This is a genomic window from Nocardia sp. NPDC050718 (assembly GCF_040654235.1).
In the GTDB taxonomy this organism is placed as follows: domain Bacteria; phylum Actinomycetota; class Actinomycetes; order Mycobacteriales; family Mycobacteriaceae; genus Nocardia.
The window spans coordinates 1,563,102-1,576,644 of record NZ_JBFAHQ010000001.1 but is presented as its reverse complement, the minus strand read 5'-3'; the positions used below and the strand labels follow the sequence as shown (position 1 = coordinate 1,576,644).

The following is a 13,543-nucleotide window of genomic DNA, read 5'->3' as shown; positions in this document are numbered from 1 at the left end:
TATCAACCTTAGTCCCGATCGATGATCAGTCGCGCTCCGCCAGGAACTTGTCGAGGTAGGTCCAGGTGGTGTGGCGGGCGTCCGGCCCGGCCAGGATGCCGAGATGGCTGCCCGGCGCGATCTCGTAGGTGACCGACGGCGATCCGGTGAGGGTGCGCAGGCCCGCCTCGACGGCGGCCTTGGGCGTGATGACATCGGACGTGCCGCCGACCAGCAGCACCGGCACCCGTACATCGGCGAGTTCGACGACCCGGTCCCGCAACTGGAGCCTGCCCCGGCCGATGTCGTTGGCCAGGATGAACCGGCCCCAGATCTGACCGTAGAAGCGGCCGGGATAGCCGGGCATGGCGGCCTGGAACCGGTCGATGGATTCCATCTTGGCCAGCGTCTCGGTGCGGGTGATGTTGTTCGCCAGGAACATCGGCCGCGCCAGCTCGCGGTCGAAGGCGGCGAGCCGGTAGCCGATCTTGACCAGCGGCGCGGGGATGCCGCCGGCGGCGCGCACCAGCGCGGTGGTGGCCTGGCCACCGGTGATGCTCGCGACCGCGCGCAACTGCGGCATGCCGAGCATCTTGTTGTAGTCCAGCGGCGAGCCGACGCCGGTCACCGAGCGGATCGGCAGTTCCGGGTTCGCGGCGGCGGTGAGCAGGGCGAACACGCCGCCGATGGACCAGCCGACCAGGTCGACGGGAGCACCGCCGCGATCGGCGCTGGTGCGCAGGATCGCCTCGGGCAGGATGTCGGTGACCCAGTCCTCGAAGCCCATCCGGCGATCGGCGAAGGAGATGTCGCCGTAGTCGACGAGGTAGGTGGACCGGCCGGTCGAGACCAGGTGGCGGGCCAGGCTCTGGTCCGGGCGCAGGTCGAAGCAGGTCGCGGGCGCGGCCAGTGGCGGCACCAGCAGCACCGCGGAATCCGATGTGGCCGAGGGCGATTCGGATTCGTAGCGGCGCAGCAGACGATGCGGTTCGTCCCACAGGACGGTCGAGGGGGCCGGGGCCGGCGCTTCGATGCCTCCGCCGAAGCTCAGCGCCCACGCGTTGCGCGCGGCGGTGGTGACGGTCTCGGTGATGCTCACGTCAAGAATGTCTCACACGCGGTACCGGCGGTACCAAGTGAGTTCTGTTACACGTGACAGACACGCGCGAAATCGCGGCCGTCGAATTGTGCTGTGACACAGGGTGGGACCACGAGAATGTGACGTCGCACCGGTATTCGCGGCACTGTGCGCCGAGCCGAAATTCGGGCTGCGAAGAATATCACGCTACAATCTCCGTGGACAACGCTAGTTTCCTCGCCCCGGCAGACCCTGCGGGCGCGACTCTCCCGCTCTCGCGGGCGCTGCGCTCCACCGGCGTTCAGCGCGGGCGGACGGCGGCGATGTCCACGGAAAATGTGCGCGCACCGAATCCGCATCACCGATGTGCCGCGCCGATGACGCGATAGCGCTCGGTGCAGGCCCGGTGAATATCACAGGCGGATATGTGGTCGTCGCGGGCCGACCGGCCCGCCCCACCTCGTGCGTGCGAGATGCAATGACGAGGAAGGCACGAACCCTGAGCAAGATCACTGTCGAACAGGAACCCGGTTTGACCGACACTCTCCTGACGGCCGAACTGGACAACACCCACATCCCGCCGAGTTTCGCCGAATTGGGCGTGCGCGAAGAAATCGTGCGCGCGCTCGGCGAGATCGGGATCGAACGCACCTTCGCGATTCAGGAACTGACCCTGCCGCTGGCGCTGGCCGGCGAGGATCTCATCGGTCAGGCCCGCACCGGCATGGGCAAGACCTTCGGTTTCGGTGTGCCGCTGCTGCACCGCATCGCCACCGCCGACACCGGCACCACCCCGCTCGACGGCACCCCGCGCGCCCTGGTCATCGTGCCGACGCGCGAGCTGTGCATCCAGGTCACCAAGGACTTGGAGAACGCGAGCAAGTACCTGACCAACCACCAGGGCCCGCTGAAGGTCGCCGCCATCTACGGTGGCCGCCCGTACGACACCCAGATCGCCGCGCTGCGCGACGGTGTCGACGTGGTCGTCGGCACGCCAGGCCGCCTGCTCGACCTGGCCAACCAGAACCACCTGATCCTCGGCAAGATCGGCGTGCTGGTCCTGGACGAGGCCGACGAGATGCTCGACCTGGGCTTCCTGCCCGACATCGAGCGCATCCTGTCGATGGTCCCCGACGCCCGCCAGACCATGCTGTTCTCGGCGACCATGCCCGGCCCGATCATCACCCTGGCCCGTACCTTCCTGACCCGCCCGACCCACATCAGGGCCGAGGAGGCCAGCGATTCGGCGGTGCACGATCGCACCGCGCAGTTCGTCTACCGCGCGCACGCGCTGGACAAGAGCGAGCTGGTCGCGCGCGTGCTGCAGGCCGAGGGCCGCGGCGCCACGATGATCTTCACCCGGACCAAGCGGACCGCGCAGAAGGTGGCCGACGACCTGGCCGAGCGCGGTTTCGCGGTCGGCGCCGTGCACGGCGACCTGGGCCAGATCGCCCGCGAGAAGGCGCTGACCAAGTTCCGCAAGGGCACCATCGACGTGCTCGTCGCCACCGACGTCGCCGCGCGCGGCATCGACATCGACGACGTCACCCACGTCATCAACTACCAGTGCCCCGAGGACGAGAAGACCTACGTGCACCGGATCGGCCGCACCGGCCGCGCGGGCCGCACCGGTGTCGCGATCACCCTGATCGACTGGGACGAGCTGCACCGCTGGGAGTCGATCGACAAGGCGCTGGGCCTCGGCATCCCCGACCCGGCCGAGACCTACTCGCGCTCGCCGCACCTCTACACCGATCTCGGCATCCCGGAGGGCGTCACCGGCGTCATCCGCAAGCCGAAGCCGGTCCGCGAGGAGGGCGACGTCGTCGAGGAGCGCGCCGAGCGGCCCAAGTCGACCAGGAGCCGTCGCCGCACCCGCGGTGGCAAGGCCGATCCGGCCGCGGGCACCGAGGCGGCCGACACCACCGCCGACGAGTCGACCCCGGCCGACGACGCCGACGGCGACAAGCCCGCCCGCCGTCGCCGCCGTCGCCGCAAGCCCGCCGAGTCGGGCGAGGCGACCGCCACCGAGTCGGGTGCCGAGGCGGCTCCGGCCGCCACGGGCGAGTCGGCCACCTCCGGCGACACTGCCGCCGAGTCCGCGACCTCCGGTGACGCGCCCGCCGAAGCCAAGCCCGCCAGGCGCCGTCGCCGGCGCAAGCCGGCCGAATCCGCCGCCGACAGCCCGGCGACGGCCGACAGCCCGGTGACCGTCGACGCCTGACGCGGAAACACCCCGACCGCCCCCTGCCCCACGGGCCGGGGGCGGTCGCGTCTTCGCCTGTCGCCCCTGTCGGACTTGCCATGGCGCGCCGAATACACTCGCCTGTGTGCTCGCACCCGAGCGGCGGACGCGCGCCGATATCTTTGCCGCAGCAGCGATCGCCGTCACCCTCGTGCTGGCGGCGATCGTGGTGTGGGCGCGGGCCGACGCCACCGGGACCGATTCGGTCACCGCGGCCTCGCCCGCGCCGACGGTGACCGCGGCGACGCAACTTCCCGCCACCCTCAGCGAACGCTGGCACGCGGCCGACACCGCGAGCAGCCGGGCCCTGACCTCCGGCAATGTCGTGGTGACCGGCGACGCCGGCACCGTCAGCGGCCGGGACCCGGTGAGCGGTGAGCAGCTGTGGTGGTATCGCCGCGACATGCCGCTGTGCGCGGTGGAGTCCCAGTTCGGCACCGTCATCGCCACCTATCGCGATCAGCGCGGGTGCAGCCAGACCACCATGCTCGAGTCCGACACCGGCGCGCGCAAGGTCGCGCGCAGCAGCTACATGGACGACGAGATCCGGGTCACCGGCGACGGCACCTACCTGCTCGCCCTCGGTCCCGACCGGCTGGAGATGTGGCGCTCGGACCTGGTACGCACCCTCGAGTTCGGTTACGTCGACGCCCCGGTGAACCCGAACACCCAGCCGCGCACCGGCTGCGCGCTGACCTCGGCCGCGTCGAGTTCCTCGCGCCTGTCGGTGCTCGAGCGCTGCCCCGCCGACATGACCGCCCGGCTGACCGTGCTCAATCCGGCGCCGAAGGAATCGACCGACCCGGAGGAGTACGGCTCGCGGGTGCTCACCGCGCCCGGCGCGGACTCCCCCGAGGTCCGGGTGATCGCGGTGTCGGACAACAAGACCGCCGTCTACTACCCGGCCACCCCGGCGACGGCGACCGGCCTCGGCCTGCCCGCCCGGATCGCGGTGCACGACGGCACGGGCAACGAGATCGCGGTGCACCAGCTGGCCGCGCCGTGGAACCCGCGCACGACCACCGTGACCCGGCTCGGTTCGGCGATCTACGTCTTCACCGGCGACAGCCTGATCGCCTTGAGCGCGAACACCTTACAGCCGGTCTGGACGGTCCGCGACGCGCTCGGCACGCCCGCGCTGATGGCGGGCAGGCTGCTCGTCCCGGTCGCCGACGGGCTGATCGCGGTGGACACCGCCAACGGCGAGACGGTCGCCCGGATCCCGCTCCAGCGCACCGACTACCAGGGCGACACCATCTCCACCGCGGTCCTCGGCCCGACGGTCTTCGAACGGCGCGGCGGACAGCTCTACGCCCTCGGCTGACGATTCCGCCGCGACGGCGCCTGCCATGATGGACTCATGTCCACTTCCGACGTCCGGCTGGTCCTGCTGCGCCACGGCGAAACCACCTGGTCCAGTCAGCGACGGCACACCAGCCACACCGACCTGCCGCTGACCCCGCTCGGCGAGGCCCAGGCGCGCTCGGCCGGACTGGTGCTGAAATCACTCGACCTGCGCGATCCGCTGGTCTTCACCAGCCCCCGCCTGCGCGCCCGGCAGACCGCCGAACTGGCCGGGCTCACCCACGCCGCGATCGACGAGGACCTCGCCGAATGGGACTACGGCGACTACGAGGGCCTGACGACCGTCCAGATCCGCGAAACCGTGCCCGGCTGGACGGTGTGGACCGCCCCCGTCCCCGGCGGCGAGGACGCCGAGCAGGTGGGCGCGCGGGCCGACCGGGTCCTGGCCCGGGTCGAACCGGTCCTGGCCGACCGCGATGTCGTCCTGGTCGGCCACGGCCACTTCTCCCGCGTCCTGATCGCCCGCTGGGCCGAATTCGCCGTCACCGAGGGCCGCCGCTTCGCCCTGTCGACCGGCGCGATCACCGAACTCGGCTACGACCACGACGCCCACACCGTCTGGGGCCACAACCTCACCACCCGCACCGAACCCATCGAAGGAGCCGCCCGATGAGCGTGCGTCGCGCCACCCCCGCCGATGTCGCCACGATGGTCCAGCTCGTGCACGAGCTGGCCGAGTACGAGAAGGCGCCCGCGGAGTGCACGCTGACCGTCGAACAGCTCGACACGGCGCTGTTCGGGCCGGCGCCCGCGCTGTTCGCCCATGTCGCCGAGCTCGACGGAGTGGTGGTGGGGTGCGCGATCTGGTTCCTGAACTACTCCACCTGGGACGGGGTGCACGGGATCTATCTGGAGGACCTGTACGTGCGGCCGGAGACGCGCGGCACCGGGCTCGGTCGCGCGCTGGTCGCCGCGCTGGCGGCCGAGGCGGTCGCGCACGGGTACAGCCGGGTGTCGTGGTCGGTGCTCACCTGGAACACGCCGTCGATCGCGTTCTACGAAGCTCTCGGCGCCGCACCGCAGGACGAGTGGATCGGCTACCGCCTCGCGGGCGACGAACTGTCGGCGCTGGCCGCGACCGTGCGCTGAGCCGTGCGGATCGACGCGCCCCGCGCCTGGCCGCGCACGCCCGAGGAGGCGACCGCGCTCCAGGACGAACTGCGCCCGCTGGTGCGCGCGGAAAACCCCGCGCCGCCGCGATTCTCGACCGCCGCGGGAATTGATTCGGCCTACGCCGAGAACGGCACCGTGGCGACCGCGGCGGTAATTCTCGATATCGCCACCCTGGAACCGGTGGAATCCGCGGTGGCGCATGGAATCTCGACATTTCCGTATGTGCCGGGACTGCTCGCGTTCCGGGAACTCCCGGCCACCGTCGCGGCACTGGAGAAACTCACCGGCACCCCGGATCTGCTCGTCTGCGACGCCCAGGGCCGCGCACATCCGCGCCGCTTCGGGCTGGCCTGTCACGTCGGATTGCTGGCCGGAATTCCCACCATCGGTGTCGCCAAATCGGTGTGGGGCGAGTACACCGAGCCCGGCCCGCGCCGCGGCGACGCCACCGACGTCACCATCGACGGCGAGGTGGTCGGGCGCGCGTTGCGGACCCGCGACGAGGTCAAGCCGCTGTTCGTCTCGGTCGGCCATCTGATCGACCTCGACACCGCCTGCGCGCAGGTGCTCGCCCTCACCCGGGGCTTCCGGCAACCGGAGACCACCCGCAGGGCCGATCACCTGTGCCGGGCGGCGCTGCGCGCGGCGACGGGCTGAGCACTAGGCGTCCCGGTGCTCGGGGTCGGGGAGCTCGCCGTAGTCCTGTGCCATGAAGCGGCTCGACGCGGGCGCGAACAGCGCGGCCAAGCCGCCGAGCGAGATGATCGCCAGCAGCGTGCCCCACAGCGGCTGGTGCGAGTCGGTCAGCAGCGACCACGCGACCGGCAGCAGCAGCACCTGGGCGATGACGGCGATCGCGCGCCCCCAGCGCTTGCCGCGCAGCAGGCCGATGCCTGCGGCGAGCACGCCACCGAACAGCACACCGAACCACATCGCGGTGCCGACGCCGCTGGCCACCGACTGGTCGTGGCCGGTCAGCGCGCGCACCACCAGCACGACCGCGGTGCCGACGCCGGCCAGACCCTCGAGGGTCACCAGGGCGCCCGCCACCCGGATCGACGCCGGAATGCCGGTCGGCACCGGTTCGTCGTCACGCTGTTCGCCGCTGTCTGTCACGTCCTGCTCCGCCACGGCCCCCAGCCTACGACGAGCTGTCGTGGTGGCCCGGCGCGCGCCGGGTGTTCACGCCCTCCCATTACCCTCGACATCGTGCGGACGCTGCTCATCGTCAACCCGAATGCCACCTCGACCACCCCGGCGACCCGGGATCTGCTCGCCCATGCCCTGGAGAGCCGGACCCAGCTGACCGTTGCGCACACCCAGCATCGCGGCCACGCGGCCGAACTGGCCCAGTGGGCATCCACGCAGGAGATGGACCTGATCGTCGTGCACGGTGGCGATGGGACGGTCAACGAGACCATCAACGGCTTCCTGCCGGTGCCCCAGGTGGGCGACGATCAGGTCTGGCGACCGCGCCTCGGCATCATCCCCGGCGGCTCGGCCAACGTCTTCGCCCGCGCCCTCGGCATCTCCCCCGATCCGGTCACCGCTACCAACCAGCTCATCGATCTGCTCGGCCGCGACGCGGACCGCCGGATCGGGCTCGGGCTGGCCGACGATCGGTGGTTCACTTTCAGCGCGGGCGTCGGTCTGGACGCCGATGTGTGCGAGGCGATCGATGTCGCCAGGGCGAAGGGCCGCAAGGCCACGCCAGCCCGCTATCTGCGGACCACGGTGCGCCAGTTCTTCCGCGCCCGGCGCGAGGATCCGCGCGTCACCGTCGAGGTCCCGGGACACGATCCGGTCGATGAGGTGTATTACGCCTTCGTCACGAATTCGAGTCCGTGGACCTATCTCGAGGACCGCCCGATTCGCACCAATCCCGGGACGACCTTCGAATCCGGCCTCGGGGTGTTCGCGGTCCGTTCGATGAGTGTGACCCGCACCCTGCTGCTTGCCAGGCAGTTGCTGGCGGAGAATGGAAACCCCAAGGCGGACACGCTTTTCCGGGTCGACGACGTGCCGTCCGTGCACATCGAGACGCCCGAGGAGATCGGCCTGCAAATCGATGGCGACTTCATCGGAAAACGCAAGATGGTGCATTTCACATCGGTGCCCGGCATCCTCGATGTGGTGGCACCCAAGCCCTCCTGAGCTCCGGACACGCGGAAAAATCTCCCGGTTGCGCTGCGAAAACCAGGAGACGCGAGTACAAAGGACCGGGCGGGTTCCCCCTGCGGGCACCTTAGAGCGTGATCTCCCCCACGGTGCGCCGGACACCTATTGACATCTACGGTGTTCGTGAAAGCATTCACAAGCAACCGTGCGGAAACATTCGAGTCGCACAAGTGAACGATCCACTAACCAGAGGTGCCCTTTGTGGCGCCCGCGCAAAGGAGCAGAGGAATGGACTGGCGCCACAAGGCCATCTGTCGCGACGAGGACCCCGAGCTGTTCTTCCCGGTGGGTAACAGTGGTCCTGCGCTCGCGCAGATTGCCGATGCCAAGCTGGTCTGCGCCCGCTGCCCCGTCACTGCCGATTGCCTGTCGTGGGCCCTGAAGTCCGGACAGGATGCCGGCGTGTGGGGTGGAATGAGCGAAGACGAGCGTCGCGCGCTCAAGCGGCGCAACGCGCGCACCCGTACGCGTACCTCCGTCTAGTCGACGAAGGAGGCGTTGCCGGGCCATTCAGCCCGGCCCGGTAACGCATGTGAGAACCCGGCACCTCGCGGTGCCGGGTTTATTGTTGCCCTACAGCGGTTTTCGGACTTTCTATCGTCCGGAGCGGCGGCCCAGCGGGACCCGCAGCACCGCGTCGGTGCCCACGTCGGCACCGGGATGCAGGCCGATCGAACCACCGAGTTCCGAGGTCACCAGGGTCCGCACGATCTGCAGGCCGAGGCGGTCGGAACCCTCCAGACTGAACCCCGAGGGCAGGCCACGGCCGTCGTCGCTGATGATCACGTCGAGCCAGCGGGCCGACCGTTCCGACCGAATCGTCACGGTACCGTTCTGCCCCGCGTCGAAGGCGTGCTCGATCGCGTTCTGCACCAGTTCGGTCAGCACCATCACCAGCGGGGTCGCCCGCTCGGCGGAGAACACCCCGAGCGAGCCCGCCCGGCGGACCTTGATCCGCGCGGTGTGCACCGTGGCCACATCGGCCATGATCGGCAGCAGCCGGTCCACGACCTCGTCGAGGTCGACCTCTTCGTCCACCGACATCGACAGCATCTCGTGCACCGAGGCGATACTGGTCACCCGGCGCACCGATTCCGTCAGCGCCACTTGGGCTTCCGGGTTCTCGGTGCGGCGCGCCTGCAGGCGCAGCAGCGCCGCCACGGTCTGCAGATTGTTCTTCACCCGATGGTGGATCTCGCGGATCGTCGCGTCCTTGCTCAGCAGCGCGCGGTCGCGCCGCTTCACCTCGGTGACATCGCGCACGAGCACCGCGGGCCCGGCCAGTTCGCCGCCCGGCCGCAGCACCAGCGTGCGCAGCAGCACGGTCGCGCCGCGCGCCTCGACCTCCATCCGGCGGCCGGTGCGCCCGGCCAGCGCGGCCTGGATGTCGGCCACCACTTCCTGCGCGTCGAACGGGTCGGTGATCAGCGAGCGGGTGGTGACGGCGAGATCCTGGCCGACCAGGTCGGCCTGCATGCCCATCCGGTGATACGCCGAGAGCGCGTTCGGGCTCGCGTAGACGACGATGCCCTCGGTGTCGAGCCGGATGAAGCCGTCGCCCGCGCGCGGGCTGGAGTGCGTCGCCGCACGGTCCTCCGGGGTGGGGAAACTGCCGTCGGCGATCATCTGGCACAGGTCGTCGGCGCAGGAGACGTACGCCGTCTCCAGCGTGCTGCGGACCCGGGACCGCTGCAGATCGGAGTCGCGGCTCAGCACCGCGATCACGTCCTCGCCGCAGCGCACCGGGATCGCCTCCCGGATCGCGTGCACCGGGCTGGGGTGATAGACCGCGCTGACCTCGACCTCACTGTCGGTCCGCGCCGTCTCGCCGGTCAGCAGGGCGTCGAACACCTGCGGGAAGTCGGTGCGGGAGGCCGTGGTGCTGACCTTGTCGTCCAGGTGCACGGTCGGTGCCGTCGTCGGGCGGATCTGGGCGACGCACACGACATCGGCGCCCTCGGCGACCGGCCCGGCGCCGACCCACAGCAGCAGGTCCGAGAACGAGAGGTCGGCGAGCAACTGCCAGTCACCCACCACCCGCTGCAGATGATCGACGGCGATGCCGGGTAGGTCGGTGTGTTCGGCCAGTAACTCGCTCAGAGTTGCCACGGTGGATCTACGCTTCGCTTCCGGGTGCGGGTCAGGCGATGGTGGCGATCAGGTCGCCCGCCTGGAGGACCTGTCCGGGCGCCACATCGATCGAGGTGACGTCACCTTCGACCTCGGTGAGCACCGGGATCTCCATCTTCATGGACTCGAGCAGCACCAGGGTCTGATCGACCCGCACATGCTCGCCCACCGCGACCTCGACAGCGAGCACGGTCGAGACCATCTCCGCGCGCACTTCTTCAGGCATGGCACCCCGTTCACTAGTCGTTCGGCCACCGCGATTCGCGATGGCCGTATCCGCCGAAGCTACAGCCAATCACACATGAAACAATGGCTCTCGATCAGATCGTGCTCCGCGCTCCGGCGGGGAGGACCCAGAGAAGGGAGCTACCTATGGGTAAGCGTGGACGTAAGAAGCGCAGCCGCAAGGGCAACGCAGCCAACCACGGCAAGCGGCCCAACTCCTGAGCTGCGCTCGGAGTACGGAAAAGGGGCACCCGTCGGGTGCCCCTTTTCTGTGTCCTGACCCGGGCGTTCAGCCCTCGGTGGTCTCGATCCTGGTGACCGTGATCGACCGGTGGATCTCCAGCTTGAGCCGGTCGCGCAGGCCCTCCGGAGCGTGCTCACCACCACATTTGCGGCTGAGCAGGCCCTTGATCTTCTCCTCGATGCCATAGGCCTCGATGCACGGACTGCAGTGGTCCATGTGCTCCTGGAGCCGGTCCCGGGTGGCCTGGTCGCATTCGCCGTCGAGCATGAGCCACACGTCCGCGAGTACCGCGGTGCAGTCCATCTCCATGTCGGGGTCGCTCACTTCGTAACCTCCTGGCGTTCCCCACGGTCGAATCCACGTTCGCGCGCCACGTCGGCGAGCAAACCCTTGAGCTGCTTGCGGCCGCGGTGCAGCCGGGACATCACGGTACCGATCGGGGTGCCCATGATGTCGGCGATTTCCTTATACGGGAAACCCTCGACATCGGCGTAATACACCGCCATCCGGAACTCCTCCGGCAACTGCTGCAGCGCGGCCTTGATCTCGTCGTCGGGCAGGGCGTCGAGCGCCTCCACCTCGGCCGAGCGCAGGCCCGTCGAGGAGTGCTCGGCGGTGGCGGCGAGCTGCCAGTCGGTGATCTCGTCGGTCGGGTACTGCGCGGGCTGGCGCTGTTTCTTGCGGTAGGAGTTGATGTAGGTATTGGTCAGGATCCGGTAGAGCCAGGCCCGCAGGTTCGTGCCCTCCTTGAAGGACTTGAACCCCTGGAACGCCTTCACGTACGTCTCCTGCACCAGGTCCTCGGCGTCGGCCGGGTTCCTGGTCATGCGCAGAGCGGCGCCGTAGAGCTGGTCCAGCATCGGGAGCGCATCGCGCTCGAACCGCGCAGCCAGCTCGGCTTCGTCGACTTCCGAGCCGGACGCCTCGGCAGGCACCACGTCATCGTCGCTCGTCACACCAATCCCTTCGATCGCCGTAGTAGCCGAATCTACCGGCACCACGGATTCGAAAGGCAATCGCGCACCCTGCGGCGAGACAGGACGCTCCTCGAGCAGCAGTGTCACTATCTCTCCTTCGCGAGTTCGGCGGCGGGTGGGCTTGTCACTTGTGTGCAACAGGCACCCCAGCATCCGTGTTCCCGGACGGTAGGAAATGTGTTTGCCGAGCGGGGCACGAGCGTGGTTAGGGTGACGCTCATGGCAGCCGCGTCGACTCCCGCGATCAAGGTCCTCACCGGTGCGGGCATCGCCCACCGGGTCCACGCCTACGCCCACGATCCGCGGGCGGAGTCCTTCGGCGACGAGGCGGTCGACGCGCTGGGCGGCGAACTGGGCGTCGCGGCCGCGCAGATCTTCAAGACGCTGGTGATCGAACTGTCGACCGGCGCGCTGGCCGTCGCGGTGCTGCCGGTACCGGCCAAGCTGTCGCTGAAGGCGGCCGCCGCGGCGCTGGGCGCGCCGAAGGCGGGCATGGCCGACAAGACCAAGGCCGAGCGCACCACGGGGTACGTCCTCGGTGGCGTCTCCCCGCTGGGCCAGCGCAAGAAGCTGCCGACCGTCGTCGACGCCTCGGCGCTGGACTGGGACCGGGTGCTGTGCAGCGCGGGCAAGCGGGGCCTCGAGATCGAGCTGGCGCCGGCCGACCTGGTGCGCGCGGCGGCCGCCGTCACGGCCCCGATCACCGCCTAGCGCGGCGCGCGGCCATCCGATCGGCGTTTCGTTCCGAATTCACTGCGACGCAGTCCGCGCCCGGTACGACCGATTCGACCCGAGGATGTGATGCGAGAAATGTCCGCTCGTTCGACGATCGCCACCCTGTCCGGTGCTCTTGTCCTGACCTTCGGCGCTGTCGCCTTCGCCCCGCCCGTCACCGCGATCCCGCCGGTGGCCCCGTCCGCGCCGACCGACCCGAGCGACTTCCCGCTCAACGGTCCCGGCACCACCAAGAACTCCCCCCAGGCCGCGCCCGAGAAGGACGAGAAGGCCGAGAAGGCGGAGAAGCTCGGCGGCGGGGTCGCCACCGTGCTGATCGATCTGGCCACCGGAATCGTCAAGTGCGGCTTGAACATCGCCACCGACGCGGTGAAGTGCAAGTTCTGACGACGCACACGGCGGGGCCGGATCGGCGCGAGCCGACCCGGCCCCGCCGTTCTCCGCCTCCGGACTAGAACAGGCTCGGCACGTCCGCGGCGGGGTCGAGCAGCTCGGGCCCGTTGTTGCGCACGCTGTTGACCAGGGTCGACACCGGCCGCGCCACGATCGCCGCCACCTCGGCGGGCGAGGCACCGGCGAGCAGTTCGGCCGGCGCCGGATGGTCGGGATCGAGCCAGGCGTCCCAGTGCTCGCGCGGCATCGGCAGCGGCATCCGGTCGTGGATCTTCGCCAGGTCGCCGATGGCGTCGGTGGTGAGGATCGTGCACGACAGCAGCGGCGCGGCGTCGGGCACGTCCCGATCGCGCCACACCGACCACAGCCCGGCCATGTAGAGGCGCGACCCGTCCGCGTGCGCCATGTAGTACGGCTGCTTGACGGCCTTGCCCTGCTCCGTCGGGGCGGATTCGACCAGCCATTCGTACCAGCCGTCCATCGGCACCAGGCAGCGCTTGTGCTTGGCGGCGTCGCGGAACGACGGCGCGGTGACCGCCCGGTCGGCGCGGGCGTTGAACAGCGGCTTGCCCTTGGCCGGCTTGCCGGGCTCACCCGCCTTCGTCCAGGCCGGGATCAGGCCCCAGCGCATGCGCCGGACCCGCAGTGCCGGGTCGTCGTCGGGGGCGCCGTGCTCGTGCCGCTCCACCACGGTCAGCACCTGGCTGGTCGGGGCCACGTTGTAGCTGACCGCCGATTCCTGCTGGTCCGCGTCGAGATCGGTCTCGTCGATCGCGTCGAGTTCGGCCGCCAGCCGACCCGGATTCGTGGTCGTCGCATATCGTCCGCACATACGGCCATCGTCTCACCGGGGACCGACACCCGGCGGCGACGCGACCACA

16 protein-coding genes are annotated in these 13,543 nt (G+C 69.8%); 9 read left to right on the top strand and 7 right to left on the bottom strand.

Annotated elements, in window-relative coordinates; genetic code table 11:
• Positions 1 to 25: 25 nt before the first annotated feature.
• Complete coding sequence (locus tag AB0H54_RS07410; RefSeq protein ID WP_357343502.1) at positions 26 to 1,078, bottom strand: alpha/beta fold hydrolase; 1,053 nt, start codon at positions 1,076 to 1,078, stop codon at positions 26 to 28.
• A gap of 457 nt (positions 1,079 to 1,535) precedes the next feature.
• On the opposite strand from AB0H54_RS07410, the gene AB0H54_RS07405 reads away from it, so the two are divergent.
• The 5 genes from AB0H54_RS07405 to AB0H54_RS07385 all read left to right on the top strand — a co-directional run bounded on the left by AB0H54_RS07405 (position 1,536) and on the right by AB0H54_RS07385 (position 6,437).
• Entirely contained in the window at positions 1,536 to 3,281 is a 1,746-nt protein-coding gene (locus AB0H54_RS07405; protein WP_357343500.1) for a DEAD/DEAH box helicase, read from the top strand.
• Positions 3,282 to 3,387: 106 nt separating this feature from the next.
• Positions 3,388 to 4,626, top strand: coding sequence for a hypothetical protein (locus AB0H54_RS07400; RefSeq protein ID WP_357343498.1), 1,239 nt, complete (start codon positions 3,388 to 3,390; stop codon positions 4,624 to 4,626).
• Positions 4,627 to 4,662: 36 nt separating this feature from the next.
• Entirely contained in the window at positions 4,663 to 5,280 is a 618-nt protein-coding gene (locus AB0H54_RS07395; protein WP_357343496.1) for an acid phosphatase, read from the top strand.
• On the top strand, positions 5,277 to 5,756 hold the full coding sequence (locus tag AB0H54_RS07390) for a GNAT family N-acetyltransferase (protein WP_357343494.1): 480 nt from the start codon (positions 5,277 to 5,279) through the stop codon (positions 5,754 to 5,756). The genes AB0H54_RS07395 and AB0H54_RS07390 overlap by 4 nt, the downstream gene beginning before the upstream one ends.
• A 3-nt stretch (positions 5,757 to 5,759) precedes the next feature.
• Positions 5,760 to 6,437, top strand: coding sequence for an endonuclease V (locus AB0H54_RS07385; RefSeq protein WP_357343492.1), 678 nt, complete (start codon positions 5,760 to 5,762; stop codon positions 6,435 to 6,437).
• Positions 6,438 to 6,440: 3 nt separating this feature from the next.
• Here AB0H54_RS07385 and AB0H54_RS07380 read toward each other — a convergent pair whose 3' ends face one another.
• A complete protein-coding gene (locus AB0H54_RS07380) occupies positions 6,441 to 6,860 on the bottom strand; it encodes a hypothetical protein (protein WP_355276542.1) in 420 nt (139 codons plus the stop codon).
• Between the two features lie 129 nt (positions 6,861 to 6,989).
• Between AB0H54_RS07380 and AB0H54_RS07375 the strand changes: the two genes are divergently transcribed.
• Together AB0H54_RS07375 and AB0H54_RS07370 are read left to right on the top strand one after the other, a co-directional pair.
• Positions 6,990 to 7,934 carry a diacylglycerol kinase family protein gene (locus AB0H54_RS07375; RefSeq protein WP_355276076.1) on the top strand — a complete coding sequence of 315 codons (945 nt, stop codon included), beginning with the start codon at positions 6,990 to 6,992 and terminating at the stop codon, positions 7,932 to 7,934.
• Between the two features lie 252 nt (positions 7,935 to 8,186).
• Positions 8,187 to 8,441: a WhiB family transcriptional regulator gene (locus tag AB0H54_RS07370; RefSeq protein WP_022567051.1), complete on the top strand. Its 255-nt coding sequence runs from the start codon at positions 8,187 to 8,189 to the stop codon at positions 8,439 to 8,441.
• Positions 8,442 to 8,552: 111 nt separating this feature from the next.
• Here AB0H54_RS07370 and AB0H54_RS07365 read toward each other — a convergent pair whose 3' ends face one another.
• From AB0H54_RS07365 to AB0H54_RS07350, 4 genes are all read right to left on the bottom strand, one after another.
• The gene (locus AB0H54_RS07365; RefSeq protein WP_357343490.1) at positions 8,553 to 10,067 is read right to left on the bottom strand and encodes a histidine kinase N-terminal domain-containing protein; all 1,515 of its coding nucleotides are present in this window, start codon (positions 10,065 to 10,067) and stop codon (positions 8,553 to 8,555) included.
• Positions 10,068 to 10,098: 31 nt separating this feature from the next.
• Positions 10,099 to 10,314, bottom strand: coding sequence for a biotin/lipoyl-binding carrier protein (locus tag AB0H54_RS07360; RefSeq protein ID WP_189026708.1), 216 nt, complete (start codon positions 10,312 to 10,314; stop codon positions 10,099 to 10,101).
• Between the two features lie 288 nt (positions 10,315 to 10,602).
• Entirely contained in the window at positions 10,603 to 10,866 is a 264-nt protein-coding gene (gene rsrA / locus AB0H54_RS07355; protein ID WP_218718691.1) for a mycothiol system anti-sigma-R factor, read from the bottom strand.
• Positions 10,867 to 10,877: 11 nt separating this feature from the next.
• Complete coding sequence (locus AB0H54_RS07350; RefSeq protein ID WP_355276080.1) at positions 10,878 to 11,621, bottom strand: sigma-70 family RNA polymerase sigma factor; 744 nt, start codon at positions 11,619 to 11,621, stop codon at positions 10,878 to 10,880.
• Between the two features lie 132 nt (positions 11,622 to 11,753).
• On the opposite strand from AB0H54_RS07350, the gene ybaK reads away from it, so the two are divergent.
• Entirely contained in the window at positions 11,754 to 12,245 is a 492-nt protein-coding gene (ybaK, locus tag AB0H54_RS07345; protein WP_357343488.1) for a Cys-tRNA(Pro) deacylase, read from the top strand.
• A gap of 99 nt (positions 12,246 to 12,344) precedes the next feature.
• A complete protein-coding gene (locus AB0H54_RS07340) occupies positions 12,345 to 12,656 on the top strand; it encodes a hypothetical protein (protein WP_357343486.1) in 312 nt (103 codons plus the stop codon).
• A gap of 64 nt (positions 12,657 to 12,720) precedes the next feature.
• On the opposite strand, the gene AB0H54_RS07335 is transcribed toward AB0H54_RS07340, so the two are convergent.
• Entirely contained in the window at positions 12,721 to 13,494 is a 774-nt protein-coding gene (locus AB0H54_RS07335) for an SOS response-associated peptidase (protein ID WP_357343485.1), read from the bottom strand.
• Between the last annotated feature and the right edge of the window lie 49 nt (positions 13,495 to 13,543).

Bases quoted from the DNA above. Each gene is read 5' to 3' on its own strand.
- rsrA (WP_218718691.1), bottom strand. From the start codon at position 10,866: ATGGAGATGGACTGCACCGCGGTACTCGCGGACGTGTGGCTCATGCTC.
- AB0H54_RS07390 (WP_357343494.1), top strand. From the start codon at position 5,277: ATGAGCGTGCGTCGCGCCACCCCCGCCGATGTCGCCACGATGGTCCAG.
- AB0H54_RS07340 (WP_357343486.1), top strand. From the start codon at position 12,345: ATGTCCGCTCGTTCGACGATCGCCACCCTGTCCGGTGCTCTTGTCCTG.
- AB0H54_RS07360 (WP_189026708.1), bottom strand. From the start codon at position 10,314: ATGCCTGAAGAAGTGCGCGCGGAGATGGTCTCGACCGTGCTCGCTGTC.
- AB0H54_RS07405 (WP_357343500.1), top strand. From the start codon at position 1,536: ATGACGAGGAAGGCACGAACCCTGAGCAAGATCACTGTCGAACAGGAA.
- AB0H54_RS07395 (WP_357343496.1), top strand. From the start codon at position 4,663: ATGTCCACTTCCGACGTCCGGCTGGTCCTGCTGCGCCACGGCGAAACC.
- AB0H54_RS07370 (WP_022567051.1), top strand. From the start codon at position 8,187: ATGGACTGGCGCCACAAGGCCATCTGTCGCGACGAGGACCCCGAGCTG.
- AB0H54_RS07335 (WP_357343485.1), bottom strand. From the start codon at position 13,494: ATGTGCGGACGATATGCGACGACCACGAATCCGGGTCGGCTGGCGGCC.
- ybaK (WP_357343488.1), top strand. From the start codon at position 11,754: ATGGCAGCCGCGTCGACTCCCGCGATCAAGGTCCTCACCGGTGCGGGC.